This is a genomic window from Curtobacterium sp. AC268 (assembly GCF_979258745.1).
This window is the reverse complement of the sequence record NZ_OZ409878.1, coordinates 1,554,757-1,580,400: the sequence shown is the minus strand read 5'-3', so window position 1 is coordinate 1,580,400 and position 25,644 is coordinate 1,554,757. Positions and strand designations below refer to the sequence as shown.

Sequence of the window (25,644 nt, the reverse complement as noted above, 5' to 3'; positions counted from 1 at the left end):
CGGTCCGTGCGGGGTCGCCTGCTCGGTGCGCGGTTGTAGCGCTACACGGGGCGGGCAACCTCGCACGTGGTGAGCGAGGCCGCACGGTGCGGTGCCGGCACCGCGGCGGGCAACCTCGCACGGGGTGAGCGAGGCCGCACGGTGCGAGGGGTCAGGCGTACCGCTGGGCTGCTCGGAGTGCGGCCCCGGTGTACGAGCCGCCGAACAGGAACACGTGCAGCAGCAGCGGCGCGAGCTGGTGGAGCTCGACGCGCTCCTGCCAGCCGTCGGCCAGCCGTGACTCCCGGTCGTAGGCGGCGAGCACCGTCTCGAGCCGGGGGAGCCCGAACAGCCCGAGCAGTGCCAGGTCGGTCTCCGCGTGCCCGCCGTGGGCGATCGGGTCGATGAGCACGGCGCCGGTCGGTTCGGACGAGTCCGTCGGCCAGAGGACGTTGCCGGCCCACAGGTCACCGTGCAGGCGAGCGGGTCGGTCCCCGACGAGCGCGGGCTGCGGCGACCCGAGCGTGCCGTCCTGCACGCGCGAGGCGACCCGTTCGAAGACCGCGGCCTCGGCCTGGTCGAACCCGCCGGCGTCGACGATGCGCCGGACGAAGTCGCGGATGCGGTACTCGGCGAAGAACTCGCCCCAGGTCGCCGGTGCCCGATCGGCCGCGACGAACGGCGTCCGCGAGCGGCCCATCCGCAGCGCCGCACCGCGGGTCCATCCGGCGGGCGGCGCACCCCAGTGGTCGGCGCCGGCGGCGTGCGTGTGCGCGAGGGAGCGGCCGAACCGCTCCGCCTGGGCGGCGGTGGGGGCGCCGTCGGAGATCAGCTCGAGGTCGAGCACGGTCGGGCCCGGACGCCCGAGCACGCGGGCGATGCGGGTGCCTCCGGTGTCCTCGGCCTCGGCGAGCCAGGCGAGTCCGGCGGCTTCGGCTGCCGCTTCGTCCGCGGTGGTGAACGTCTTCCCGTGCGTCTCGGCCATCGGTCCATCCTGCCGAGGGGACCCCGTCGACCGTTCAGCCGACGATCACCCGGCGACCCGGAGACCCGGAGACCCGGAGACCTGGAGACCCGGCGCCTCAGTCACACGGCGCCCGGTCACGCGCTCGGCGCTCCCCGCCGGGCCGCGTGCACGACGAGTGCCAGCTGCACCCGGTTCTCGACGCCGAACTTCTCGTACACGTGCCCGACGTGCGTCTTCACGGTGGCCAGGCCCACGTACAGGTCGGCGGCGATCTGCGCGTTGGACGCCCCGTTCGCCACGGCGAGCGCGACCTCCCGCTCCCGCTCGGTCAGCAGGGCGAGCAGCCGACGTTCCTCGGCTCCGTCCGGAGCGGTGCCGGCCGATGGTCCGGGCGGTCCGCCGCCAGGACGACCGGCCGCCTGGCCCGAGCGGGGCCCGGCGGCGAACGCGATGACCCGGTCGAGCACGGACGGGGACAGGATCGAGCGTCCGGCCGCGACGGTCCGCACGGCCTGCACGAGTTCGTGCGGCGGGGTGTCCTTCAGCAGGAACCCACGGGCGCCGGCCTGCAGCGCTCCGAGCACGAGGTCGTCGCCCTCGAAGGTCGTCAGCACCAGGACGGCAAGGTCGGGTCGTCGGCGCAGTTCGCGTTCGGTGGCGACGAGTCCGTCGCACCGGGGCATCCGGATGTCCATGAGGACGACGTCGGGCGCGGTCGACGCGATGACGCCCTCGGCTTCGAGCCCGTCGCCCGCTTCGCCCACCACCACCAGGCCGTCGTCGCCGCTGAGGAGCATGCGGAGCCCGACGCGCACGAGCTGGTCGTCGTCGACCAGGACGACGCGGACGGGAGCGGTCACGTGGTCCACGGCAGCACCGCCTCGACCACGTGCACGCGTCCGTCGTCGCTGCCGGCGCGGAAGCTCCCGCCGACGAGACGGGCGCGCTCGGCGAGCCCGCGCAGGCCGTGCCCGGCCGTGTGCCCGGAGGCGTCCACGGGCGCAGGTCCGTCGGCCAGTGTGTTCGACACCACCACCCGGATCGCCGGGCCGGGGACGGTCTCGACGACGACGTCGACGAGCTCTCCGGGGGCGTGCCTGCGGGCGTTCGTCAGCGACTCCTGCACGATCCGGTAGGCGTGTCGCCCCACGGCCGTCGGTACCGCCGTGCCGTCGGTGTCGACCCGCGCCCGGACGGTCGCACCGCCGGAACGCGCCTGGTCGAGCAGGCCGGGCAGGTCGACGAGCGTCGGCTGCGGAGGCGCGGTGCCGGTCACCTCGTCGCCGCCGTTCGCCGCGGGGTCGCGCAACACCCCGAGGACGTCGCGCAGGTCGGTGAGCGCGGAGTGTGCCTCCGCCCGCACGACCCCGGCCGCCGCGGCGGTCTCGTCGGGGGTGAGCCCCGGGCCGCGGTACTCGAGCGCACCGGCGTGCAGCGCCACCAGGGACAGCCGGTGGCCGAGGACGTCGTGCATCTCGCGGGCGATGTGGGCGCGCTCCTGCTCGCGGGCACGGTCCTCGCGCAGCTGCTGGTCGCGTTCGAGCAGGGCCGCGCGCTCGCGCAGGGACAGCAGGAGCGCCCGGCGCTGTCCGATCCCGATGCCGATCGCCACGAGCAGTGCGATGCCGACGAGGCCCACGAGCATGATCTGCCAGAGCGGCATGTCATCGGCGGGCGGTGCCAGGACGACGTCGTAGAGCAGTGTGGCGCCGAGCAGCACCGCGCCGGCGACGGCGAGTTCCACGGCTCGACGCCGGGTGGCGAGTGACACGAGGGAGAGTCCGGCTGCACCGACGGCCAGCGTCGACACCGAGCTGAGGGCACCGATGACGACGGTGATCACCAGCGGTGCCCGGTGCCGGAACGGCAGGAGGACGAGGGCGATCAGGCCGGCTCCCACGTCGCCGAGGATCAGTGCGCCGACGTGCAGGTCGCTCCACCCGCGGGTGTCCATCGACGGCCACACGAGCCCCGCGGTGAGGAGCCCGGTCAAGGCCGCGACGGCGACACGCCAGGTCTGGGACCACACACGCTGCCCGAGTGGCACGGCGGGGAGCGCGGTCGAGGTCATGCCCCGAGCCTAGGGAGCCGTCGGGACGAGCGGATCCGCCGAAGGTCGGAGCTGCCGGAGCTGCCTGACCAGGGGACCGTCCGTCTCAGACCGCGTCGACCAGGGCCCGCGCCAACGGGTGCCACGCACGGGACGACGGCCCGCTCAGCACCAGGGTCCGTTCGAGCCGCCGGGCCATCGGGATCATCACGAGGTCGGGCGGCAGCATCCCGCGGCCCAGGGTCGGCACGATCGACACGCCCTCGCCCCGCTGGATCATCCCGAACATCGTGCTCATCTCCCGCACCCGGTGGGCGTAGCGGAACGGGCGGCCGTCGAGCTCGTGCAGCTTCTGGACCTGGTACTCGCAGCCGCCGCCGCCCGCCACCAGGCCGTCCTCGTGCAGATCGTCGAGGGTGAGTGCGGGCAGTTCGGCGAGGGGGTGGTCGCGGCGGATCACGGCGGCCATCTCGTCCCGCGCCACGACCACGCCACCCGCGGGTGCCGGCGACGGGTCGACGAGCACGGCGGCGTCGACGGTGCCCGCCTCGAGCCACTCCGGCATCTCGTCGTCGTCGCCCTCGTAGACCTGCACGTCGACGTCCGGCAGGGTCACCGCCCACAGCTCGCGGAGCCGCGGCAGCAGGCCCTGGCAGACGGTGGGGACGGCGGCGAGGCGCACGGTGCCGCGCGCCGTGGCGGGCCGGACCACCGCCTCCAGGGCTTCGACCGAGGCGAGCACGCTGCGGGCGTGGGCCAGCAGACGGTCGCCCAGCGGTGTGGCGGCGGCGACCGTGCCGCGGCGCACCACGGGGCCGCCGACCTCGCGTTCGAGCCCGGCGACGGCGTGGGACACCGCGGACTGCCCGACGCCCAGGACGGTGGCCGCCGCGGTGAAGGACCCGGCGTCGAGCGTGGCGACGAACGCGCGCAGTTGCTGGACCGAGACGGTCATGCGTCCTCCTCATGTCGGCATGAGCCCCATGCGTTTGCCGCATGCCGCTCGCTGGTCCGACACTAGGCCACGTGAACGCCCTCCTCTACGCCCTCGTCGCACTGACCTGGGGCTCGAGCTTCCTCTTCGCGAAGATCGGACTCGACGGACTCGCCCCGCAGCAGGTCGCCACCGTGCGGACCGTGCTCGGTGGGGTGACGCTCGTCGTGGTGCTCCTGGCGACCCGTCGCCGGTGGCCCCGGGAGCCACGCACCTGGGCGCACCTGGCGGTCGTCGCGGTGTTCCTCAACGCGGTGCCGTCGTCACTGATGGCGTGGGCCGAGCAGACGGTGCCGTCCGGGCTCGCGAGCATCTACAACGCGACGACGCCGATCATGACGCTGGCCGCGCTCGCGGTGCTCGTGCCGTCCGAACGGCTGCGCGGACGGCAGGTGCTCGGGATCGTGCTCGGCATCGTCGGGGTGCTCGTGCTGGTCGGCCCGTGGGACGTCCTGACCGACCCGGAGGTCCTGGCGAGCGTGCCGGGGCAGGTCGCGCTGCTCGGCATGACCGCGTCCTACGGCATCGGGCTCGCCTACCTGCGCCGGGTTGCCGTGGCGAGCGCGTACGACCCGGTCACGCTCGCGACGGTCCAGCTGACGCTGGCCTCCGGGATGCTCCTGCTGGTCGCGCCCGTCATCGCCACCGGTCCGGTGCAGCTGGACGGGAGGATCGTGGCCGCGATGATCGCGCTCGGTTGCGTCGGCACGGGGCTGGCCTACGCCTGGAACACCCGGCTCGTGCAGGCGTGGGGCGCCGGCCGCGCCTCCACCGTCACGTACCTGACGCCGGTGGTCGGGGTGGCGCTCGGTGTGCTCGTGCTGGGGGAGCGGGTGCGGTGGAACGAGCCCGTCGGCGGACTCGTCGTCCTGCTCGGGATCGCCCTGGCGTCCGGGGTGCTCCTCCGTCGGCGGGAACCTGCGGCGTCCGCTGCCTGACCGGTCCGCCGGGTCGAGCCGTAGGATCGGCGGTGACGACGACGAGGTCGTCGCGAAGACGGAGACCGGCATGCACGACACCCACACCACCCGCGCGACCGCCTCGGTCGCAGCCATCCTCGCCGAGTCGGCGGCACGCTACCCGGACGACGTCGCCGTCATCGTGGGCGACGTCCGCACGACCTACGCCGAGCTGTGGGCGCAGACCCTGGCCTACGCCGGGGCGCTCCGCGCGCGGGGCGTGACCGAGGGGTCGAAGGTGGCGATGCTCGTGCCGAACGTCGCGGACTTCCCCCGCGTCTACTACGCCACCCTCGCCCTCGGCGCGGTGGCCGTGCCCGTGCACGCGCTGCTGAAGCGCCGCGAGATCGAGTACGTCCTGCGTGACAGCGGCGCGACCCTGCTCGTCTGTGCCGCCCCGCTGCTCGGTGAGGGCGCCTCCGGAGCCGAGCTCGCCGGGGTCGACGTCGTGACCGTGCTCGCGCCGGCGACGACCGACGACGGGTCTGCGGCCGGCCCCGACCGGCTCGAGGCCCTGGCCGCGCAGAGCGAACCGCTCGACACCTACGTGCCGCGGCACCCGTTCGACACCGCCACGATCCTGTACACGAGCGGCACCACCGGCCAGCCCAAGGGTGCCGAGGGCTCGCACTTCGCGCTGCTCGAACAGGTCAACACCAACCTGATGACCACGTTCGACATGCACCGCGGGGACGTCCTGCTCGGCGCCCTGCCGCTGTTCCACACGTTCGGGCAGACCTGCACGATGAACACCGGGTTCCGGACCGGCGCGACGCTCGTCATGCTGCCGAAGTTCGACGGTGACACGGCGCTCGCCGCGATGGTCGAGCACGGCTGCGGCATCTTCATGGGCGTCCCGACGATGTACATGGCACTGCTCGACGCCGCGACCCGGTCCGAGGCCCGTCCGACGCTCCGGTACGCGATCTCCGGCGGGGCCTCGCTGCCGCTCGCGGTGCTCGAACGGTTCCAGCAGGTCTTCGACGCGCCGATCCACGAGGGGTACGGGCTGACCGAGACCTCGCCGGTCGCCACCTTCAACCACGTCGGGCAACCGCCGCGCCCCGGCACCATCGGCACAGCGGTGTGGGGCATCGACGTCGAGATCGCCGACCCCGAGGTCCGCGACGCGATCGTCATGCTGCCGCACGGCGAGATCGGCGAGCTCGTGATCCGCGGCCACAACCTGATGAACGGGTACCTCGACCGGCCGGAGGACACCGCCGAGGCCATCGTCGACGGGTGGTTCCGCACCGGTGACCTGGGCACGAAGGACGACGACGGGTACCTGACGATCGTCGACCGCACCAAGGACATGATCATCCGCAACGGCTACAACGTGTACCCGCGGCAGGTCGAGGAAGTCCTCGCCACCCACCCCGACGTCGCGATGGCCGCGGTCTTCGGCGTGCCGCACGCGGTGCACGGGCAGGAGGTCGAGGCCGCGGTGGTCCTGCACGCCGGCGCGTCCGTCGAGCCGCAGGTCCTGGTCGACTTCGTCGCCGCCGAGATCGCCGCGTACAAGTACCCCCGAGTGGTGCACGTCCTCGACGCGTTGCCGCTGGGCCCGAGCGGCAAGGTGCTCAAGCGCGAGCTCGTCGACCGGTTCGGCGTCGAGGTGACGGCCGTTCCGTGACGCCTGCCACGACCGCGCAGGCGCGATCCGTACGCTGACCGGGTGACCGCCAGCCGTACCCCGTCGACCGCGCGCCTGCTGTTCGCGTCGTCGCATCCCGGCCCCACGGTCACCGTGACCGTCCTCGCCGCGGTGATCGCCGCCGCCGTCGGACACCCCGTGTGGCTCGTGGTGCTGGTGGCGCTGACCGTCGTCGCGGGCCAGCTGTCCATCGGCCTGGCGAACGACTGGATCGACGCGGACCGCGACCGGGCCGTCGGGCGGAGCGACAAGCCCGTGGCCCGTGGCCTCATCGCCGTCGGCACCGTCCGTGCCGCCGCGTACGCCACCGCCGGGATCGCCGTGGTGCTCTCGCTGTTCCTGGGGCCGGTCGCCGCCCTCGCGCACCTCGTGCTGGTCGCCGCGGGGTGGGCCTACGACGCCGGGCTGAAGCGTTCGGTGTGGTCGGTGGCGCCGTTCGTCGTCGCCTTCGGGCTGCTGCCCGTGGTGTCCGTCGCGGCCGGGCCCGAGGGGCAGTGGCCGGCGTGGTGGGCGATCGCCACGGGAGCCGTCTTCGGGATCGCGATCCACTGCACCAACGTGCTGCCCGACCTGGTCGACGACGCCGCCACCGGGGTGCGGGGCTTCCCGCACCGGCTCGGGCTCCGCGGCGCGGGGATCGTCGCGTTCGCCTCGCTCGTCGTCGCGGCCGCCCTGGTGCTCGGCGGACAGGTGCTCGGCGACGACCCGGTGCGGGGCCTCGGCGTCGTGCTCGCGGTCCTCGGTGCCGTCGTGGTGGCCGTGCTCGCCGTCGTCGGCGTCCGGTTGGTGCTCGCGGGGCGGGCATCACGCACCCTGTTCCGGCTGGTCATCGCGTCATCCCTCGTGCTCGTCGTCGAGCTCGGCTTCGCGGGCGCGCGACTCGTCGCCTGACGGCGCGGAACACGCTGCGCCTCTGCGCAGGCGCGCGTCTGCGGGCCGGACGCGAGCCGTCAGGCCCAGCGCATCGCGTAGAGCCGGGCCAGGCCGTGCGCGGTCGGCAGGGACAGGGCGGTCCGGAGCAGCGCCTCCCGGCCGGTCGCCGTGACGGGGCCGAGCGGACGGCCGAGGGCCATGTTCACCTCGGCCTGCCGTGCCGCGCGTCGGGCGGCTGCCTGGCGGCGGGCGGCGTAGCCCGGCCACGGACCGGCGACGCCGGTGCGGACGGCACCCGCCAGCAGGGGCGCGAGCTCGGCGGCGTCGAGCCACCCGAGGTTCATGCCCTGCCCGCCGATCGGACTGATCTCATGGGCGGCATCGCCGACGAGCACGACCCGGCCGATGCCCACGCGGTCGGCGGCGCGGCGGCGGACCCGGAAGCCGCTGGTCATCGAGCAGGTCGCGGGGTCCGGCACGACACCGGTGCGCGCCGCGACGAGTGCAGCCAGGCGTGCGACGACGGCGGGGTCCGGTGTGTCCGTCCAGCTGCCCTCGGCCGAGGCGAAGGCGTCGTCGTCCGGCACCAGGGCGACGTACCGGCGCCGCGCACTCGGGAGCGGGAAGGACTCGACGACCCCGTCCGGGCCGACGTCGACCAGCGCGGCCGACCGGGCCGACGGGGCCTCGGGATCGGCGAAGTCACCCATCACGTAGCGGTCCGGGTACTCGCGCCCGGTCGTGCGGATGCCGAGCAGGTCGCGGACGGCGCTCCGGGCACCGTCGGCCCCGACGACGAAGGCCGCACGGACCGTCACGGTGTCGCCGTCCGGTCCGGTCCCGGTGGCGTCGACGTGGTCGGGGTGCCGGGACAGCGCCGTCAGGGTGGTGCCGGTCCGCAGCGCGCTCGGTGCGCTGGCCCGGAGCCGGTCTCGGAGCAGGGACTCGGTGCGGTGCTGGTCGAGGGTGGCCACGTACGGGTGGGTCGGCGACGCGCGGTCGAAGCGCAGGGTCCCGAGGGTCCGACCGCGGCTCCGGGCGACGCCGGCGTGCACCAGCGACGCCTCGGCGAGCACCGCGGTGTCCAGGCCGATCGCGGCGAACGCGTCCAGGGACGGCGGGTGGATGCCGATCGCCCGCGAACCGGTCGGCGGCTCGGCCCGGCGTTCCCACACCCGGACGTCCACGCCCCGCGCCGCCAGGAGTGCCGCCAGGAACAGCCCGACGGGGCCGCCGCCGACGACGAGGACGTCGACGCGTTCGATGGGCACGCCGCTGAGCCTACGGTCACCGTTCGCCGCGGCGTTCAGTGAGCAGGAGGCGTCGGGTCAGCGGGCCGTACTCGACGTCTTCTGCTCACTCGATGCGCTGCGCGGGCGCGGGCGCGGGCGCGTGCGCGTGCGCGGCGTGCGTCGCAGCACTGCGACCCGCTCGGACCCGCGCGCGGAAGCGCTCGACGGGGACCTCGACGGCGTACGCGGCGCCGATCGACACGATCACCACCGCGCCGACCAGGCCGACCGTGCCCCAGGGGCCGATCGCGAAGGTGCCGAGCAACGCGATCACCAGCGGGTGCCAGAGGTACGCCGAGTACGAGACCCGGCGGCCGAACCACGACACCGGCGTCCACGCCAGGGCGGCGGACACGGGGGAGCGGACCGAGACCAGCCCGCCGATCGTCACCGCCGCGATCAGCCCGGTCAGCGGCAGCACGAGGCCGAACGTCGACGCGTGCTGCGTCCAGTCGTCGTCGATCCGGAGCAGCACCCCGACCAGCAGCACGAGACCGAGCCCGGTCGCCACGTGCCCGAGGACCCCGGCGGCCCGCACGCGCACCCGGCCGTCGTCGAGCACCAGGGCCAGCCCGCAGCCGATCGCGAGCGGCACGACCCCGAGCACGGGCGAGAAGTAGACGTCGGGCGTGGCACCGCCGCTCGGGCTGCGGTAGCTCGCCCACGACGCCGCCGACGCCCCGATGACCAGGACCCCGAGCCCCGTCAGCAGCCAGCGACGGCGGACCCGGAGCGCGGCGAGCAGGACCAGCACCGGCGGCCAGACCAGGTAGAACTGCTCCTCCATCGACAGGCTCCACGTGTGCGCGAAGACGCCCTGCGACGTGTCCCAGAAGGCGCGGAACAGGTTGCCCGTGTAGGTCAGCGCGATGAACGCGGCTTCGCCCGACGACAGCGAGGCGCCCTTGTAGTCGCCGACCCAGTTCCAGAGCAGGAGCCCGACGACGACGAACGCGAGCAGCGCCGGGTAGAGGCGGAGCAGCCGCTTCACCCAGAACGAGCCGAGGCGCACCCGCCCGGTGCGACGCCGTTCGCCGAGCAGCAGCGTCGTGATGAGGAAGCCGGACAGCACGAAGAACACCGTCACGCCGATGAAGCCGCCCTCGAACCGCGGCACGTGCAGGTGGTACAGGACGACGACCAGGATGGCGAGGGTCCGGAGTCCGTCGAGCGCGGGTGCGCGTTGCGTCAGCGGGGGTGGCGGGGCCTGCTGCGTCCCCACCCCGGAGTGCTCCGGGGCGGCCGGACGGTGCTGTGGCTGCGCCTGCGTCGGCGCGTGTGTCAGCGTGGTCGTCGCCATGGTCCCTCCCCGCGCTGCTCGGTTGCGTGTCGCCGACCAGGGTCCTCCTCGCGGGTAAGAGGAGTCTCAACGAGCGGGTGCACCAGGCCGGTCCCACGGTCCCGGCCACACGTCGGCGCCAGCCCCGCGCACCACGCGCCGGCCGGGAGGCCCGTGGCCGGCCCGCACCGCGCCTCCAGGCCGTCGCGCCCCGCGTCCACCGCACGCACACCGTGAGCAGGAACGGTCGGGTCCGACGTGCGGACCCGACCGTTCCTGCTCACGAAGCGAGCGTGCGAGCGACCTCGGCGGCTACTCGGCCTTCTGCAGCTGCCAGGGGTCCGGCTCGCGGTCGCCGTTCGGGCGCACCGGGCGCACGTCGCCGACGATCGGGATCGAGCGCTTCCGCATGAACCACACGTAGCGGACGAAGAAGTGCGTCAGGGTCGACATCCGGTTGCCCGCGCCGAGCAGGCTCGTGATGTGCACGAACACCCAGGCAAGCCAGGCGATCGGGCCGACCATCGTGATGCCGCCGCGCAGCTGGGCGACCGCGGCGTTCGTACCGATCGTCGCCATGGTGCCCTTGTCGAAGTACTTGAAGCGCTCGGTGGCCTTGCCCTCGAGCAGGCGCACGATCTGCCGCGCCGAGTGCCGTCCGCCCTGCAGCGCGGGCTGGGCGAGCTGGGCGAGGGCGTCGTCCTGCGCCGCGATGTCGCCGGCGGAGAAGATCCGCTCGGCGCCCTTCACGCTCAGGTCGTCGTTCACCTGGATGCGGCCACCGTGGGTCTGCGGCAGGCCCCAGCCGGAGACCTCCTTGTGGGCGGCGACACCGGTCGCCCAGATCACCTGCGACGCGGGGATGAACTCGCCGTCCGCGGTCATCACGCCGTCGCGCTTGACCTCGGAGACGCCGGTGTTCAGCCGCAGCACGACACCGCGCTTGCGCAGCACCTTGGCGGCGTAGCGGCGCAGGCGCGGGGCGAACGGCTTGAGCAGCTCGCCGCTGCGGTGCACGAGCGTGATCGAGATGTTGCCGCGTTCGATCTCCGGGTACGCGCCGACGAGCGCCTGGTCGCGGAGCTCGGCGAGCGCGCCGGCCATCTCGACGCCGGTCGCGCCGCCACCGACGATCACGATGCGGATCTCGTCGGGGCCCTGGTTCGCCGCCGCTTCTTCGAGCCGGGTGAACAGCTCGTCGCGGATGCGGAGTGCCTGCGAGCGGGAGTACATCGAGTACGCGTACTCGTAGGCACCGGGGGTGCCGAAGTAGCTCGTGTTCACGCCGTTGGCCAGGATCAGGTAGTCGTAGTGCAGGTGCTCGCCGTCGGACATCTCGGCGATGCGCTCGTCGGTGCGGATGCCGGTGAGCAGGCCGTGCCGGAACTCGGCGTTCGACTGGCGGGCCCGGAGCGAGCGCAGGAAGTACGTCACGTCGCCGGCGTTCAGGCCGCCCGTCGCCACCTGGTACATCAGGGGCTGGAACATGTTGTAGACGTGGCGGTCGACCAGGGTCACCCGGACCGGCGCATCGGCGAGCTCGCGCATGGCGGCCACACCGGCGAATCCACCGCCGACGATGACGACGTGCGGGCGGGTGTCCTGGGTCATGCGTGCTCCGGTGTTCCTCGGGTGCGGATGGTCACCATCGAGGGTACGCGCGGTTTGCCGGGGCGCATGACGGGTGGGGCCGGGAGGCCCGTGGTGCGTCCGTCAGGCGTCGAACCGACCGTAGGTGTTCAGCACGTTCCCCTTGCTCGTCACGGTGCTGTCGACCAGACGCAGGCGCGTGGGCGGATCGGTGGGTTCGAACAGTCGCCGGCCACGGCCGGCGATCGCCGGGTGGATCATGAGCTGCAGTTCGTCGAGGACCCCGGCGAACAGCAGGCTGCGGACGAGCGTGACGCTGCCGCACACGGCGATGTCCGCACCCTCGCGCTGCTGCAGATCGCGCACGAACGTGGGGACGTCGCCCGGGATCCGCGTGCTGTTCTGCCAGGTCAGGTCGTCGCCGAGCGTGGTGGAGGCCACGTGCTTCTCGATCGGGTTGATCCACTGCCCGAAGGGGTCCTCCGGGTGGGCGGGCCACCACTCGGACCACTCCAGGTAGCTGTTCCGGCCGAGCAGCACGGTGTCGGTGCGGGCCATGAAGGCACCCATCCCGGCGCCGAGCTCGTCGTCGAAGCTGTCGTACTGGAACTCGTAGGGGTCCTGCACGACGCCGTCGACCGACGTGAACAGACCGGCAGTGGTCTTCCGCATGGGACGGATCGTACTCGCCGGTCAGCTCCCGGTGCCGTCGGTGCTGCTCCCGTCGCTGCTGCCGGAGCCGTACCCGGGGGCCTGGCCGGTGCCGTTGCCCGGGAACCGGTCCGTGCCGGGCACCTGCGTCGTCGACTGCGTCCGGTCCGCACCGATCGCGTGCCCGATGGCGAACCCGACGCCTCCGCCGACGAGCAGCGCGGCGAGCCCGACGATCGCGGCGAGGAGCGGCCAGAACCACGGGGGCTTCGGGCCTGCGCTGCGGCGGTTGGTCGGGCTCGCGGCGCCGGCTCCGTACCAGGGGGTGGTGCCGTTCGGGGCGGTGGAGTCCCAGGCGCCCGGGGTCGTGGCGCCGGCGTCCGCGCGGTACGGCGGCTGCGGCTGCGGCTGCTGCTGCGGCGGCGCGGGGGCGTCGAGCGTGGAGGTCGACGTCGGGGTCGGGGCGGCGCCCCAGCCGGTCGGCGTCGTCGCCCGGTTCGCCGGGTCGGAGCCGTCCGGTTCGTGGCCGTTGGTGGGAGTGGTGTCGCTCATGCCAGGAGTGCACACGGCGCGGCTGTGTGCAGCCGATGACGAGGCTGACCCGGTGCTGCGAACAGCCGCGTAGCCTCGGCTCGTGCGCGCTGCTGTGGAGACCGTCCGGATCGACGGGTTGCCCGTGCGCCTGCACGCGATGGCGTCGCGGCAACCGGTCCGCGACGACACCGACCCCACCGTCGTGTTCGTCCACGGCATCGGGATGTCGCACCGGTCCTTCGCCCGGTCGCAGCGCGCCGTCGCCGCCGAGCACCGCACGATCAGCGTCGACCTGCCGGGGTTCGGCTGGCTGCCCGCGGCCGGTCGGCGGCTGTCGATCAAGGAACTCGGCGACGTCGTCGTTCGGGCGGTCCGCCACCTGGTCGACGGCGACCTGGTGCTCGTCGGGCAGTCGATGGGTGCGCAGGTCGTGGTCGAGTCCGCCCGGCACCACCCGGAGACCGTCGCGGCGATCGTGCTCGTCGGTCCGGTGATCGACTCCGAGCGGCGATCGCTCCCGCTGCAGGCGCTCGACCTGGGCCGCGACGGGTTCGTCGAGGGGGTCCGGATGAACGGCGTCCTGGTCACCGACTACCTGCGGAGCATGCGGCAGTACACGCGAGAGCTCGGACCGATGCTCCGCTACCCGACCGAGCAGACGATCACCGAGGTGACGCAGCCCGTCCTCGTCGTGCGCGGTGACCAGGACCCGATCGCGCGGCACGACTGGTCGGCGCGGGTCGCGGCCGCTGCGCCGAACGGCACCTTCGTGGAACTGGCCGGCCCGCACCACGTGCAGGAACGGCAGCCGGACGCCCTCGCGCGCCTCCTCGAGACCTTCCGCAGCGCCGAGCGCCTGGAGGGGCTGCGATGACCCGGCCGGCCACGCCGGGGACGGGGACGGCGTGGACGGCGCGATCCGGGCCTCCAGGCCGTGTCCCGCTGGTGCGACGCGCGTGGTGGGCCGCACTCGACTGGGGGTACGCCGCCAGGTGGCAGGTGCGGAGCCTCGGGCCGACCACCGCGGACGACTACCGGACCGGCGCCGGGCAGCCCGTCGTCGTGGTCCCCGGCGTCTACGAGACCTGGCACTTCATGCGGCCGCTGATGGACGCGCTCCACGATCGGGGCCACCCGGTGCACGTGCTCCCCGTCCTGCGGCACAACCTGCGACCCGTGCCCGACTCGGCGCGCGAGGTGATCGCGACCCTGGAGGAACAGGACCTGCGGAACGTGCTCGTGCTCGCACACAGCAAGGGCGGGCTGATCGGCAAGTACGCGATGACGCAGCTCGACCAGCACGACCGGATCGACCGGATGGTCGCGGTGTCGACGCCCTTCGCGGGCTCCGTCTACGCGCGGCTCGCGCCGGTGCCGCACCTGCGGGCGTTCCGGGCGGCCGACCCGGTGCTGGCGGGGCTGGCACGGGAACTCGACGCGAACGCGCGGATCACCTCGGTGTACGGGGTGTTCGACACGCTCATCCCCGAGGGCAGCGAGCTCCAGGGGGCGACGAACGTGCGGCTGCCGGTGGGTGGGCACTTCCGGATCCTCGGCGATGCGCGGACGCGGTCGGCGGTGCTGGCGGCGGCGGACCCGGGTGGGGGCGGCGGCGGCTCCGGCGGTCTTTCGCGCTGAGCGACACGTCACGGGCGCGCGACGGCGTGAGGTGTCGGTCAGCGCGAAACGGCGGCGACGGCGGCGGCCGCGGCGGCGTCAGCGCAGGCGGTCGGTGACGCTCGCCCGCTCGACGATCCGGTGCGGCACGACGACGGTCTCCGGCGCGGCACCGCGGTCAGCGATCCGACGGGTCAGCAGGTCGAGCGCAGCCGTCGCGAACGCCCGACGGTCGAACGACACCGTGCTGAGCGACGGGATCGCGTACGCGGCGCCGTCGACGTCGTCGAACCCGATGACGCTGACCTGGTCCGGCACCCGGACACCGCGGGCGGCGAGCACGTGCAGCACCCCGAACGCGATCGAGTCGGTGAAGGCGAAGACCGCGTCGGGCAGGGGGTGCTCGTCGAGCCACGCCGCGAAGGTCGTCGCCGCGGAACTCGTGGTCCACGACGGCAGCGGGACCCGGAGCGACGGGTCGGGCGTGATGCCGGCGGCGGCGAGCGCACCGGTGTAGCCGCGTTCGCGGAGCTCGCTCGTCGCCGTCGCGGCGCCCTCCGGTGACGCCCCGACGAGCGCGATGCGCCGGTGCCCGTGGGCGATGAGGTGTTCGGTGACCTGCTCGGCCGCCGCGCGGCTGTCGACGTGCACCTGGTCGACGTGCTCGGGCTCGACCTCGCCGATGACGACGGTCGGCGGCAGCCCCTCGGTCGAGGCCAGGACGCTCGCGCTGAGCGACACCGGGTTGAGGATCAGCCCGTCCACCAGGTGTGCGCGGGCACGGGAGACCAGTTCACGTTCGCGGGCCGGGTCGTTGCCAGTCTGCTCGAGCTGCACGACCCAGCCGCGTTCGCGGGCGAGTTCCACGAAGGACTGCGCGAGTTCGGCGGAGTAGGCGCTGCCCATCTCCGGCAGCGTCAACGCGATGGCTCCGGAGCGGCCGTTCCGGAGCCCGCGGGCGGACAGGTTCGGCACGTAGTCGAGCTCGGCGACCGCGCGCTCGACGCGTTCGCGGGTCTCCGGGCGCACGACCACGCCGCCGTTGACGACGTTGGAGACGGTCTTCGGGGACACCCCGGCGAGGGCGGCCACGTCCCGCACGGTTGCGCGCATCGGGACGAGCGTAGCGCGGGGGCGGGGCTCAGCCCGCGACCGGTACCGGCACCGTCCTGCCCGTCCGCACCGACTCCTGCGCCGCCAGCACGATCGACAGCGTCCGCAGCCCGACCCCGACGTCCGGCTGCGGCTGCTCCCCGGACCCCACGGACGCCAGGAACGTCCGGAGCATCGGCAGGTCGTGGTCGGGTCCGTACCGGAGTTCGATCGGCCGGCCCCCGACCGCGTCGAGCCCGCGAGCAGCCGCTCCGAAGAAGTCCACCGACACCGTGCCACCGGTCCCGGCGACGTCGAGCGTCAGCCCACCCCACACCGGCGACGTGTCCGGTCGGCTCCACGAGCAGTCGATCGCCGCGATCGTGCCGTCGTCGTACGTGATGGTCACCAGGCCGGCGGTCTCGGCGTTCGCTCGGTCCGCGTGCAGCACCCGGTTGGCGACGGCGGTGACGGACACCGGCGCCGCGCCGGTCAGCCCGTCGATCAGGTCGGCGACGTGCACGACGTGGTCGACGAGGGCGCCGCCTCCGCTCGACCGGACGTCGGTGAACCAGTCCCGCGCGAGGGGCAGCATGCCGTTGTTCGCGCCCCGCACCGAGAACACCCTGCCGAGTGCGCCGGAGTCCCGCGTCGCGCGCAGCCGGTCGAACGCCGAGGCGAAGCGCACCGGGAACGCCATCATGAGCAGCACCCCGGCGCGGTCCACCGCATCGCGGATGGCGAGGCCGTCCTGCCACGAGGTCGCGAGCGGCTTCTCGCAGAGCACGTGTGCCCCCGCTGCCGCCGCGAGCTCGACGTGCTCGCGGTGCCGGGCGTTCTCGCTCGTGACGATCACCGCGTCCGGGCCCCAGGCGAGCAGCTCGTCGACGGAGTCCGCGTACCCGACGCCGAGCGCGCGTGCCAGTTCGGCTCCGCGCAGGTCGCCGAGTTCCGTCCCCGTCGAGGTGCCGTCCGGATCCGTGCCGCGCACCTCGACGTCGGGCATCGCCGCCAGGGCACCGAGGTAGCTGATGGCGTGCGTGTGGGCGAAGGAGAGCACCCCGACCCGGAGCGTCACCGCGACACCTCCACCGGCTGGCCGGACTCGATCGAGGCGATCGCCGCGTTCGCGATCCGCACCGCAGCGACGCCGTCGTCCACGGTCACCCGGGGCGGTGCACCACCGTCGAACGCGGCGAGGAAGTCGGCGAGCTCCAGCGCGTACGGGTCGTCCGCCGGGTCGACCGTCGGCAGGAAACCGTCCACGGTTGCCGGTGCCGCGAGGTCACTGCGGGTGTCCTCCTCTGCCCGGGACGAGTGCGACAGGCTGCCGAGCGTCCCCGTCACCGAGTACTCGGTCGTGAAGGCGAGGTGCTGCGGCCCCCACAGCCCGGCGACGTGGCTGATCGCGCCCGACTGGTGCGTGAGCAGGACGTGCGCCGCCTCGACCGGCTCGGCCTCGGAACCCGCGCGGACGCTCACCGCCGACACCCGGGTCACCTCGCCCGCCACCCAGCGCGCGATGTCGAGGTCGTGGATCATCTGGTCCATCACGATCCCGCCCGACAGCGCGCGGTCGCCGAACCAGGGAACGTGGGTGGGGAAGGCACCGGACCGCGAGAACCGCAACACCGCCAGGTCGCCCAGGAGGCCCGTGGTCGCGGCCTCGTGCAGGCGCGCGTACGCGGGGAACCAGCGCACCACCTGGGCCGGGTAGAGCTGCACGCCTGCGTCCGCAGCGCGCGCCGCCAGGTCCGCCGCGTCCGCGTCGGTCCGGGCCAGTGGCTTCTCGGAGACGACGTCCTTGCCGGCCGCGATCGCCGCACGGACGACCTCGGCGTGGGCGTGCGTCGGGACCACCACGTCGACGACGTCGACCGCGGCGAGGAGCTCGTCGAGGCTGTCGGCGACGGTGATCGTGCTGCCCTCGGCCCGGGCGGTGTCGGTGAACGCGGCGACGAGTTCGTGGGCGCCCTCGCGAGCGTGCACCACCACGTCGCCCAGGCGGAGCAGCCCGGGCAGGTGGGCGACCGAGATGCCGCCCGCGCCGACGAGCCCGATGCGTTTGCGGGCGGGGGTCTCCGACTGCGACGTCATGGGGTCAGCGTAGGAGATGCGGTGGGATGAGGGGCACGGTCAGCCGAGCCAGCCAGGGGCGGCGAAGAGCTCCTCGAGCTCACGCAGCAGTCGGGTCGTGTGGAAGCCGTCGGCAGCGGCGTGGTCGACGTGCAACGCCAGTGGCAGCAGCGTCCGGTCACCAGTGGTCCGGTACCCGCCGAGCGTGATGATCGGCAGCAGGTGGTCCCAGCCGTCGCGCACCTGCAACGAGAAGCCGGTGAACGATGCTCCCGGCAGCGTCGAGACGTCGAAGACGTTGCCGGGCCGGTCGTCCTGCGGGAACATCCGGGTGTCGTCCCGGTACTGCGCCATCGTCGACACCGCAGCGTCGTGGAAGGTGCCGAAGTCGTCGTCGTACGGCACGACGAGAGCGGAGAACGTCTCGGTGTCCGGGTGGAACACGGTGAACATCGGGTGGACACGGTCCCACACGGCGGGGGAACCGTCGTCGAGCAGCTGCATCCGGAACTCGTCGTGCCGGTTCACCACGGTCGCGATCGCCCAGAGCTGCGACGCGTAGGTCCGACGGCCGGTCGCTCGGACGCGCTCGACGAAGGCCGTGACGTCGAGCTCGACGGTCACCTCGTACGCGCACGGCACGCGGTGCCGGTAGTGCTCGAAGTGCTCCCGACGGGGCCACTGGTCGACGTCGATCGCCCGGAGTTCGGTCATGGCTCCACCCTCGTGCGGGATCGCTTCCCTACGGTGGAGCCATGCCGACGCTCGAACGTGTTCCCGCCCTGGTCGCCACCGGATTCCTCGCGATCCCCGTCGCCGAAGCCCTCGTCGCGTTGCCGACCGAGGTCGTCATGAAGATCGAGGGAGCCCCGATCGACGCCGACCTGGCCGACACCGCCGCGTTCTCGGAGGCGTACGGCTACCCGCTGGCCGGCGGTGCCAACTGCATCGTGGTCGCGGGCAAGCGCGGCGACGAGGTCCGCTACGCCGCCTGCGTCGTCCTCGCATCGACCAAGCTCGACGTCAACCGGGTCGTGAAGCAGCTGCTCGACGTCCGCAAGGCGAGCTTCGCCCCGATGGACGAAGCGGTCGAGCTGACCGGCATGGAGTACGGCGGCATCACCCCGATCGGGCTGCCGCCCTCGTGGCCGCTCTACGTCGACGCGCGCGTCCTCGGCGCCCCCGAGGTGGTCATCGGTGCCGGGCGTCGCGCCGCCAAGCTGTTCCTGCCCGGCGCCGCACTCACCGCGCTGCCGAACGTGACCGTGGTCGAGGGTCTGGCGACCGAACCGGTCAGTCCGACGGCCGGATGAGGCAGAACGGGTGCCCCGCGGGGTCGAGGTAGACGCGGAACGTCTCCGTGCCCGACCCCGTCGCCGTCGCACCGATCGCGAGCACCGCGGCCTCGCCGTCGTCCAGGTCGTCGACCTTCACGTCGAGGTGGCTCTGCTGCGGCACCGCCTGTCCGGGCCACTCCGGCGCCCGGTAGTCGTCGACCTGCTGGAACGCCAGGATCGGACGGTGGTCGGTGAACGGGAGGGCGATTTCCGCCCAGTCCTCGTCGAAGCCGACGATCTCCCCGCCGAGCAGCTCGGCGTAGAAGCGGGCGAGGGCGCGGGTGTCCGGGCAGTCCAGGACGACGACGTCGAGTGTGCCGATCATGGCCGACACGGTAGACCCATCAGCGTGCGGCGGTCAGGGCCTTCGTGATCCGCTGCAACGAGACGGTCTCGGCGGTCCCGAGTTCCTGCGCGAACAGGCTGAGCCGGAACTCCTCGAGCATCCACCGAGCGTGCACGAGTTCCGGGTGCGCCCCGACCGCGGGCGGGAAGGTGCCGCCGGCATCGGTGTAGCGGTCGGTCGCCACGGTCACCTCGCGCATCCAGGTCGCGTCGCGTCCGGGGTTCTGCAACAGCTTCTGCACGCGCGCCTCGATGCCCTGCAGGTACACGCGGATGCGGCGCAGCCGGTCGAGCCCCGCGACGGCGACGAACCCCGGGAACACCAGGCGCTCCATCTGCTGCCGCATGTCGCTGAGGGCGGCGAGCAGCGACATCGAGTTCGCCTGCTTGAGTGCTCGTTCGGCGGAGCGCTGTGCGGCCAGGACGGCCGCGACCTCGGACACCGCTGCGAACATCGTGTCGACGACGGAGGCCGACACGGCATCGCGCACCGCCTGGAACTCGGCCTTCGTGAAGACGAGGCCGTCCGGGTGGGCCCGACGGATGCCGGCGTCGACCACGGCGGCCAGCACGTCGTCGAACAGCGCGGCGGTCGACGGGTAGGGGCTGGCGGCGAGGGCGAGCTTCTCCTGCGCGGTCAGGTGCGACTGGATGTACGACACGGGCGACGGCACCGCGTGCATCACCAGACGGCGGACCCCGGCGGGCATCCGGACGACGCGGTCGGACGGGGTGGCGAGCAGCTGCACGCCGACGGTCGCCTTCGGACCGGTGCCTTCCTCGACCAGGGACGGGTACGCGCGGATGACGCCGCCGGCCTGCTCGGTGTCGAGGGTCTGCGGCAGGTCCTGGTCGGGCCAGGCGGTGAGTCCGGACTGTTCCAGCGGGCGACCGGCGCCGGCGGAGGCGACGCGAGCCGCGCCTCCGGTCCGTCCCGCGCCCTTCGCCGTGGCGGAGGCGACGCTCTGCTGGGTCCGGTCCTTGAGCTTGGTCTGCAGGGCCGACAGGTCCTTGCCGGTCTCGACCCGGCGACCACGCTCGTCGACCACGGCCCACGTCGGCAGCAGGTGCGCGGGGACACGGGACAGGTCGAAGTCGGACTCGGAGACCGGCACGTAGGTCATGCGCTGGATCGCCTTCGCGAGGGTGGCGCGGAACGACTCCGTCGGCTCGGTCGGGGCGTCGTCGGGCAGCTCGGCGACGATCTTCTCGGCCCAGTCGGCAGCGGGCACGACGTTCTTGCGGATCTGCTTCGGCAGCGACTTGATGAGCGCGGTGACGAGTTCCTTGCGGAGGCCGCGCACCTGCCAGTCGAAGCCCTCTTCACGCATCCGGGGCAGGAGCGCGAGGGGGACCTGCACGCTGACGCCGTCGTCCTGTGCGCCGGGCTCGAAGCGGTACTGGATGGCGAGACGCTGGTCGCCGCTCCGCCACTGGGTGGGGTACTCGACGTCGTCTTCGGCCGCCTCGGCCGCTGATTCGTCCAGCAGGTCCGACCGGCGCATCGTGAGCAGGTCCGGCTGTTCCCGGCGGGTGGTGCGCCACCACCCCTCGAAGTCGCGGGTCGTGGCGACGTCGGCCGGGATGCGGGCGTCGTAGAACTCGTAGACGTTCTCGTCGTCGAGCAGGATGTCCCGGCGGCGGGTGCGTTCCTCGAGCTGCTCGAGTTCCTTGCGGAGCTTCCGGTTGGCGCGGTCGAAGGCCTGCTGCGATTCCCACTCGCCCTCGACCAGCGCGTGCCGGATGAAGAGCTCGCGGGAGTGTTCCGGGTCGATCCGCGAGTACTGCACGCGGCGGCGCTGCACGATCGGGACACCGAACAGGGTCACCCGCTCGTAGGCGACGACCGCGCCCTGCTTCTTCTCCCAGTGCGGCTCGCCGTAGGTGCGCTTGAGCAGGTCACCGGCGAGTGGCTCCACCCAGGCGGGGTCGATCCGGCCGACGGTCCGGGCGAACAGCCGGCTGGTCTCGACGAGCTCGGCGGCCATCACGGCGTCGGGCTGCTTCTTCGCGAGCACGCTGCCCGGGAACACCACGAACCGGGTGTTCCGGGAGCCGAGGTAGTCGCGCTTCTCGCGGTCCCGCAGCCCGATCTGGCTGAGGAGTCCGGCGAGCAGCGCACGGTGCACGGCGTCGCCGTCGTCGGAGCGGGACTGCCCGACTCGGACGTCGACCTGCTTCGCGGCACGGGAGAGCTGCCGGTACAGGTCCTGCCACTCGCGGATGCGCAGGTAGTTCAGGAACTCGGCCTTGCACAGCCGGCGGAACGCGCTCGACGACAGTTCTTCCTGCTGGTCCTCGATGTGGTTCCAGAGGTTCAGCAGGGTCAGGAAGTCGCTCGTCGGGTCGGCGAAGCGGGCGTGCAGCTGGTCGGCGTGCGCGCGCTTCTCGAGGGGGCGCTCGCGGGGGTCCTGGATGCTCAGGGCGCTGACGATGGCGATGACCTCGCGTCCGACGCCCTGCCGTCCGGCCTCGAGCACCATCCGTCCGAGCCGGGGGTCGATCGGCAGCCGGGTCAGCTGTCGCCCGGACTTGGTGATGCGGCCGTCCTTGTCGACGGCACGGAGCTCGCGGAGCAGGTCGAGGCCGTCCTTCACGCCCCGGCTGTCCGGCGGCTGCAGGAACGGGAACGACTCGATGTCCCCGAAGCCGAGCGAGATCATCTGCAGGATCACCGCGGCGAGGTTCGTGCGGAGGATCTCGGGGTCGGTGTACTCGGGGCGGCGGCCGAAGTCGTCCTCGGAGTAGAGCCGGATCGCGATGCCGGCACTGGTGCGGCCCGCTCGACCGGAACGCTGACTGGCGCTGGCCTGCGAGATGGCCTCGATCGGCAGGCGCTGCACCTTGGCCCGCGGGGAGTACCGCGAGATGCGCGCCGTCCCCGTGTCGATCACGTACTTGATGCCGGGCACGGTCAGTGAGGTCTCGGCGACGTTCGTGGCGAGGACGACACGACGGCGGATGCCCGGGGTGTGCCGGCGCTCGAAGACCCGGTGCTGGTCGGCCGCGGACAGGCGGCCGTACAGCGGCAGGACCTCGGTGCCCGGGTAGCGCTTGCCCTCGATCGCGTCCTGCGCGTCGCGGATCTCGTTCTCGCCGGACAGGAACACGAGCACGTCGCCCGGGTCCTCCTGCGCCAGCTCGTCGAGGGCGTCGGTGATGCCCTGCAGGGTGTCGCGGTCGTCGGCTGCGTTGCCGCTGTCACCGGTGCGGGAGTCCGACTCGTCGTCGGCGTCGTCGTCCTGGTCTTCGGCGACGAGGGGGCGGTACCGGATCTCGACCGGGTAGGTGCGGCCGGACACCTCGATGATGGGGGCGTCGTCGAAGTGCTTCGAGAACGACTCCGGGTCGATCGTCGCACTCGTGATGATGAGCTTCAGGTCGGGGCGTCGGGGGAGCAGCCGCTTCAGGTAGCCCAGCAGGAAGTCGATCGTCAGGGACCGCTCGTGCGCCTCGTCGATGATGATCGTGTCGTACCGCTTGAGGTCGCGGTCGAAGTGGATCTCGTTCAGCAGGATGCCGTCGGTCATCAGCTTCACGCGGGTCTCGGAGCTGACCTTGTCGGTGAACCGGACCTGGTAGCCGACGAGCCCGCCGAGCTCCCCGCCGCCCAGTTCTTCCGCCACACGCTCGGCGATGGTCCGCGCCGCGATACGGCGGGGCTGGGTGTGCCCGATGTGCTCACGCCCGAGCTCGAGGCAGATCTTCGGCAGCTGCGTGGTCTTGCCCGAGCCGGTGGCCCCGGCGACGATGACCACCTGGTTGTCACGGATGGCAGCCGCGATGTCGTCCCGCCGCTGCGAGACCGGCAGTTCGGGCGGGTACGTGATGACGGGCAGCGGAGAAGACATGAGCATTCCAGGATACAGGCGCGCCGGGCGGCTGGTGCGTCAGGCGATCTGCTGGGCCAGGGCGTCCGCCGACCGGGACGGCAGTTCGCACACCCGGTCGTGGCAGACGTACGCGGCAGGGTCGAGCACGTCGCGACCCTCGAACAACGAGAACCCCGCCTCGGCCCAGTCGCGTGCCTGCTCCGGCGTGGTGGTGGCGACGACCGTGCCGGGGCGCCGAGCACGGTGTGCCACGGCCCGCATCGGGTCGTCGATGCCGCTCGTGACGACGACGATCTCGCGCGACGGCCGTTGCAGCGCGAGGGCGACGCCGAGGGCATCCGCGTGACCGAGGGGTCGCTCGGTCCCGGTGCGGGCGCGGTCGGCGACGAGTCGTGCCGCGGCGACCCGCAGCGCCCCGTGGCCCGTGAGCGCCCCGAGCGTCGCGGCGGCCGACGCCAGCGCCACGGTGCCGGACCGCATCGCGGTCTGCGGCTGTTCGCCCGTGGCCGTCCCCGCGGCGGCGAGCACCGGGTCGACGTCGAAGCGTTCGGCCAGGCCGTCGTCGACCAGCGAGCGTGCGACGGTCGCGTAGGAGACCTTGCCCGTCACCAGGGCCAGTTCGAGCAGCCCTTCGGCGAGCAGTCCGACGTCCTCGACGGTGGCCGGAGCAGAGGACGCCCCGCGCGGTGTGCTGGACCGCGCCGTCACGTGGTCGTCCTGCACGTGGGCGGCGAGGACCGCGTCGGCCGCTGCCCGCGCGAGCGCGACGAGTTCCGGATCACCGTGCCGTGCGCCGGCGATCGCCAGCCCCCGGATCGCCAGGCCGTTCCAGCCCGTGAGCACCTGGTCGTCCAGCGGTGGCGGGTCGAGCCGGGCGCGCTCGGCGACCGGTCGGCGGTACCACTCGCCCTCGACCCGACGGCCGTCGATGGTCGACTCGCTGTCCTGCGCGGCGACGAACGCCCCGTCGGCACGGCGCAGGGTGTGCCGGAGGAAGTCGGCGATGCCGCGGGCCTGCTCGGCCCCCGCGACCGCGAGCAGCCCCGCGTTGTCGTAGAGCATCCGTTCGTAGTGCGGCACGCTCCAGTCGCGTTTGGTCGCGTACCGGAAGACGCCGCCGTCGGCGTCGGTCAGCTCGGACGCGCGGATCGCGTGCAACGACCGGTCGAGCAGCCCGTCGGCTTCGGCGTCGCCGTCGGCCGCCGCATCGGCGAGGAACTCGAGCAGCGGTGTGCTCGGGAACTTCGGCGCGCCGCCGAAACCACCGTAGGTGGTGTCCTCTGCCCGGGACAGCTGGTCCGTGACGGCCCGGATGGCGTCGACGGACGGGAGGCCCGGGTCGGCTCCGGCACCGGCGCCGCCCTCGCCGGAACGGGTGGCAGCGTCCGCCACGGCGCCCTGCCGGATCGCCGTCGCGATGGCCGAGGCGTTCGCGTCGACCTCGTGCCGACGCTCGGTCCAGGCGTCGAGCACCGCGGCCAGGATCTGCCGGAACGCCGGGACCTGCCCGACCGGAGTGGGTGGGAAGTACGTCCCCGCGAAGAAGACGTGGCCGTCGGGCGTCAGGAACGTCGTCAGCGGCCAGCCGAGCTGTTGCGTGAACGCACTCGCCGAGGCCATCAGGCTCGCGTCGACGTCCGGCCGTTCTTCGCGGTCGACCTTCACCGACACGAAGTCCCGCCGGAGCAGCTCGCCGATCTCCGGGTCGGCGAAGCTCTCGCGCGCCATGACGTGGCACCAGTGGCACGTGGCGTACCCGACGGACACCAGCACCGGGACCCCGCGCTCGCGTGCTTCGGCGAACGCCTCGGGACCCCACTCGCGCCAGTCGACGGGGTTGTCGGCGTGCAGACGCAGGTACGGGCTGACCGAGGTGCCGAGGCGGTTGTCGTTCATGGCTCCAGCGTGCCCGCCCGCGACTGGGCGGACCACCGCCCGGGGACATCTGTGGACGGGACGCCCGCTCTGCACAGGCCGAGCGGGGAGATCAGCGCTCGAGCCACCCCGTGATCGACGCGAGCCGTGCGGCCACCTGGGCGGGGCTCTGGCCGTCGGTGTCCACCCGGGTGACCGTGTCCGCGGTGGCCGAGTCGAGCCTCCCGGCCGTCCGCGTGCTGTGCGCGAGCTGCGCCTGCGGGACCGCACCACCCGCTCGTCGTGCGAGCCGGTCGGCGGTCGCGTCGTCGGATGCGCGGAGCAGGACGACGCGCACCAGCGGATCGTCGCCCATCGCCGCCGCGAGGCGCTCGTGCTCGAGCACGGACACGGTGTTCGTGTAGACGAGCCGGTGGTGACCGATCGCCCGGTAGCCGGCCCAGATCGTGGCCAGGTTCCGTTCGGCCAGGTGCGCCTCGGGGTGTTCGACGTGCGGTGCAGGGTGGGCGAGGTCGAGCACGTCGCCCTCGATCACCGCGTGCCGGACGTCCGCCGCGACGAGCAGGTCGTGCAGTGCCTCGGCCGCCGTGGACTTGCCCACGCCGGAACGCCCGCCGATGAACAGGACCTCGGATCGGAGCATC

23 protein-coding genes are annotated in these 25,644 nt (G+C 73.1%); 6 read left to right on the top strand and 17 right to left on the bottom strand.

The window, feature by feature from the left end; translation table 11 throughout:
- Positions 1-151: 151 nt before the first annotated feature.
- The 4 genes from ACZZ9K_RS07410 to ACZZ9K_RS07395 form a co-directional block, all read right to left on the bottom strand.
- Positions 152-964 (bottom strand): fructosamine kinase family protein, encoded by an 813-nt coding sequence (locus ACZZ9K_RS07410; RefSeq protein ID WP_463443718.1) that lies wholly within the window; start codon positions 962-964, stop codon positions 152-154.
- 116 nt (positions 965-1,080) lie between these two features.
- Positions 1,081-1,815 carry a response regulator gene (locus tag ACZZ9K_RS07405; protein WP_138801813.1) on the bottom strand — a complete coding sequence of 245 codons (735 nt, stop codon included), beginning with the start codon at positions 1,813-1,815 and terminating at the stop codon, positions 1,081-1,083.
- Positions 1,803-3,017, bottom strand: a complete 1,215-nt coding sequence (locus ACZZ9K_RS07400) for a sensor histidine kinase (RefSeq protein WP_463443717.1) — start codon at positions 3,015-3,017, stop codon at positions 1,803-1,805. The genes ACZZ9K_RS07405 and ACZZ9K_RS07400 overlap by 13 nt, the downstream gene beginning before the upstream one ends.
- An 85-nt stretch (positions 3,018-3,102) precedes the next feature.
- On the bottom strand, positions 3,103-3,951 hold the full coding sequence (locus tag ACZZ9K_RS07395; RefSeq protein WP_138801811.1) for a LysR family transcriptional regulator: 849 nt from the start codon (positions 3,949-3,951) through the stop codon (positions 3,103-3,105).
- Between the two features lie 71 nt (positions 3,952-4,022).
- On the opposite strand from ACZZ9K_RS07395, the gene ACZZ9K_RS07390 reads away from it, so the two are divergent.
- From ACZZ9K_RS07390 to ACZZ9K_RS07380, 3 genes are all read left to right on the top strand, one after another.
- Entirely contained in the window at positions 4,023-4,928 is a 906-nt protein-coding gene (locus ACZZ9K_RS07390) for a DMT family transporter (RefSeq protein ID WP_083404362.1), read from the top strand.
- A 70-nt stretch (positions 4,929-4,998) separates the two neighbouring features.
- A complete protein-coding gene (locus ACZZ9K_RS07385; RefSeq protein WP_138801810.1) occupies positions 4,999-6,585 on the top strand; it encodes a long-chain-fatty-acid--CoA ligase in 1,587 nt (528 codons plus the stop codon).
- A 42-nt stretch (positions 6,586-6,627) separates the two neighbouring features.
- On the top strand, positions 6,628-7,497 hold the full coding sequence (locus tag ACZZ9K_RS07380; RefSeq protein WP_176709316.1) for a UbiA family prenyltransferase: 870 nt from the start codon (positions 6,628-6,630) through the stop codon (positions 7,495-7,497).
- A gap of 59 nt (positions 7,498-7,556) precedes the next feature.
- On the opposite strand, the gene ACZZ9K_RS07375 is transcribed toward ACZZ9K_RS07380, so the two are convergent.
- The 5 genes from ACZZ9K_RS07375 to ACZZ9K_RS07355 form a co-directional block, all read right to left on the bottom strand.
- The gene (locus ACZZ9K_RS07375; protein WP_463443716.1) at positions 7,557-8,750 is read right to left on the bottom strand and encodes an FAD-dependent oxidoreductase; all 1,194 of its coding nucleotides are present in this window, start codon (positions 8,748-8,750) and stop codon (positions 7,557-7,559) included.
- Between the two features lie 85 nt (positions 8,751-8,835).
- Positions 8,836-10,071, bottom strand: a complete 1,236-nt coding sequence (locus ACZZ9K_RS07370) for an acyltransferase family protein (protein WP_463443715.1) — start codon at positions 10,069-10,071, stop codon at positions 8,836-8,838.
- Between the two features lie 291 nt (positions 10,072-10,362).
- A complete protein-coding gene (locus tag ACZZ9K_RS07365) occupies positions 10,363-11,661 on the bottom strand; it encodes an NAD(P)/FAD-dependent oxidoreductase (protein ID WP_111032782.1) in 1,299 nt (432 codons plus the stop codon).
- Positions 11,662-11,763: 102 nt separating this feature from the next.
- The gene (locus ACZZ9K_RS07360; protein ID WP_463443714.1) at positions 11,764-12,312 is read right to left on the bottom strand and encodes a dihydrofolate reductase family protein; all 549 of its coding nucleotides are present in this window, start codon (positions 12,310-12,312) and stop codon (positions 11,764-11,766) included.
- Positions 12,313-12,333: 21 nt separating this feature from the next.
- Positions 12,334-12,843: a hypothetical protein gene (locus tag ACZZ9K_RS07355; protein WP_463443713.1), complete on the bottom strand. Its 510-nt coding sequence runs from the start codon at positions 12,841-12,843 to the stop codon at positions 12,334-12,336.
- An 82-nt stretch (positions 12,844-12,925) separates the two neighbouring features.
- Between ACZZ9K_RS07355 and ACZZ9K_RS07350 the strand changes: the two genes are divergently transcribed.
- Together ACZZ9K_RS07350 and ACZZ9K_RS07345 are read left to right on the top strand one after the other, a co-directional pair.
- Entirely contained in the window at positions 12,926-13,699 is a 774-nt protein-coding gene (locus ACZZ9K_RS07350) for an alpha/beta fold hydrolase (protein ID WP_463443712.1), read from the top strand.
- Entirely contained in the window at positions 13,696-14,463 is a 768-nt protein-coding gene (locus ACZZ9K_RS07345) for an esterase/lipase family protein (protein ID WP_463443711.1), read from the top strand. Before ACZZ9K_RS07350 ends, ACZZ9K_RS07345 begins: the two co-directional genes overlap by 4 nt.
- 78 nt (positions 14,464-14,541) lie before the next feature.
- Here the strand turns inward: ACZZ9K_RS07345 and ACZZ9K_RS07340 are convergent, their stop codons facing one another.
- Genes ACZZ9K_RS07340 through ACZZ9K_RS07325 form a run of 4 tightly spaced genes read right to left on the bottom strand, consistent with a single transcriptional unit; the run spans position 14,542 to position 18,324 of the window.
- Complete coding sequence (locus ACZZ9K_RS07340; RefSeq protein WP_463443710.1) at positions 14,542-15,555, bottom strand: LacI family DNA-binding transcriptional regulator; 1,014 nt, start codon at positions 15,553-15,555, stop codon at positions 14,542-14,544.
- Between the two features lie 28 nt (positions 15,556-15,583).
- Positions 15,584-16,612, bottom strand: coding sequence for a Gfo/Idh/MocA family protein (locus tag ACZZ9K_RS07335; protein WP_463443709.1), 1,029 nt, complete (start codon positions 16,610-16,612; stop codon positions 15,584-15,586).
- Positions 16,609-17,631 carry a Gfo/Idh/MocA family protein gene (locus ACZZ9K_RS07330; protein ID WP_463443708.1) on the bottom strand — a complete coding sequence of 341 codons (1,023 nt, stop codon included), beginning with the start codon at positions 17,629-17,631 and terminating at the stop codon, positions 16,609-16,611. The genes ACZZ9K_RS07335 and ACZZ9K_RS07330 overlap by 4 nt, the downstream gene beginning before the upstream one ends.
- Before the next feature lie 39 nt (positions 17,632-17,670).
- Complete coding sequence (locus ACZZ9K_RS07325) at positions 17,671-18,324, bottom strand: CatA-like O-acetyltransferase (protein WP_173035094.1); 654 nt, start codon at positions 18,322-18,324, stop codon at positions 17,671-17,673.
- A gap of 41 nt (positions 18,325-18,365) precedes the next feature.
- On the opposite strand from ACZZ9K_RS07325, the gene ACZZ9K_RS07320 reads away from it, so the two are divergent.
- Complete coding sequence (locus ACZZ9K_RS07320) at positions 18,366-18,923, top strand: YbaK/EbsC family protein (protein WP_463443707.1); 558 nt, start codon at positions 18,366-18,368, stop codon at positions 18,921-18,923.
- Here ACZZ9K_RS07320 and ACZZ9K_RS07315 read toward each other — a convergent pair.
- The 4 genes from ACZZ9K_RS07315 to ACZZ9K_RS07300 form a co-directional block, all read right to left on the bottom strand.
- On the bottom strand, positions 18,904-19,272 hold the full coding sequence (locus tag ACZZ9K_RS07315; protein WP_463443706.1) for a VOC family protein: 369 nt from the start codon (positions 19,270-19,272) through the stop codon (positions 18,904-18,906). The two genes, ACZZ9K_RS07320 and ACZZ9K_RS07315, sit on opposite strands and share 20 nt — an antisense overlap.
- Before the next feature lie 19 nt (positions 19,273-19,291).
- Positions 19,292-23,143, bottom strand: a complete 3,852-nt coding sequence (gene hrpA / locus ACZZ9K_RS07310; protein WP_463443705.1) for an ATP-dependent RNA helicase HrpA — start codon at positions 23,141-23,143, stop codon at positions 19,292-19,294.
- A 39-nt stretch (positions 23,144-23,182) separates the two neighbouring features.
- Positions 23,183-25,021, bottom strand: a complete 1,839-nt coding sequence (locus ACZZ9K_RS07305) for a thioredoxin domain-containing protein (RefSeq protein WP_463443704.1) — start codon at positions 25,019-25,021, stop codon at positions 23,183-23,185.
- 91 nt (positions 25,022-25,112) lie between these two features.
- Complete coding sequence (locus ACZZ9K_RS07300) at positions 25,113-25,643, bottom strand: ATPase (RefSeq protein ID WP_463443703.1); 531 nt, start codon at positions 25,641-25,643, stop codon at positions 25,113-25,115.
- Position 25,644 lies beyond the last annotated feature (1 nt).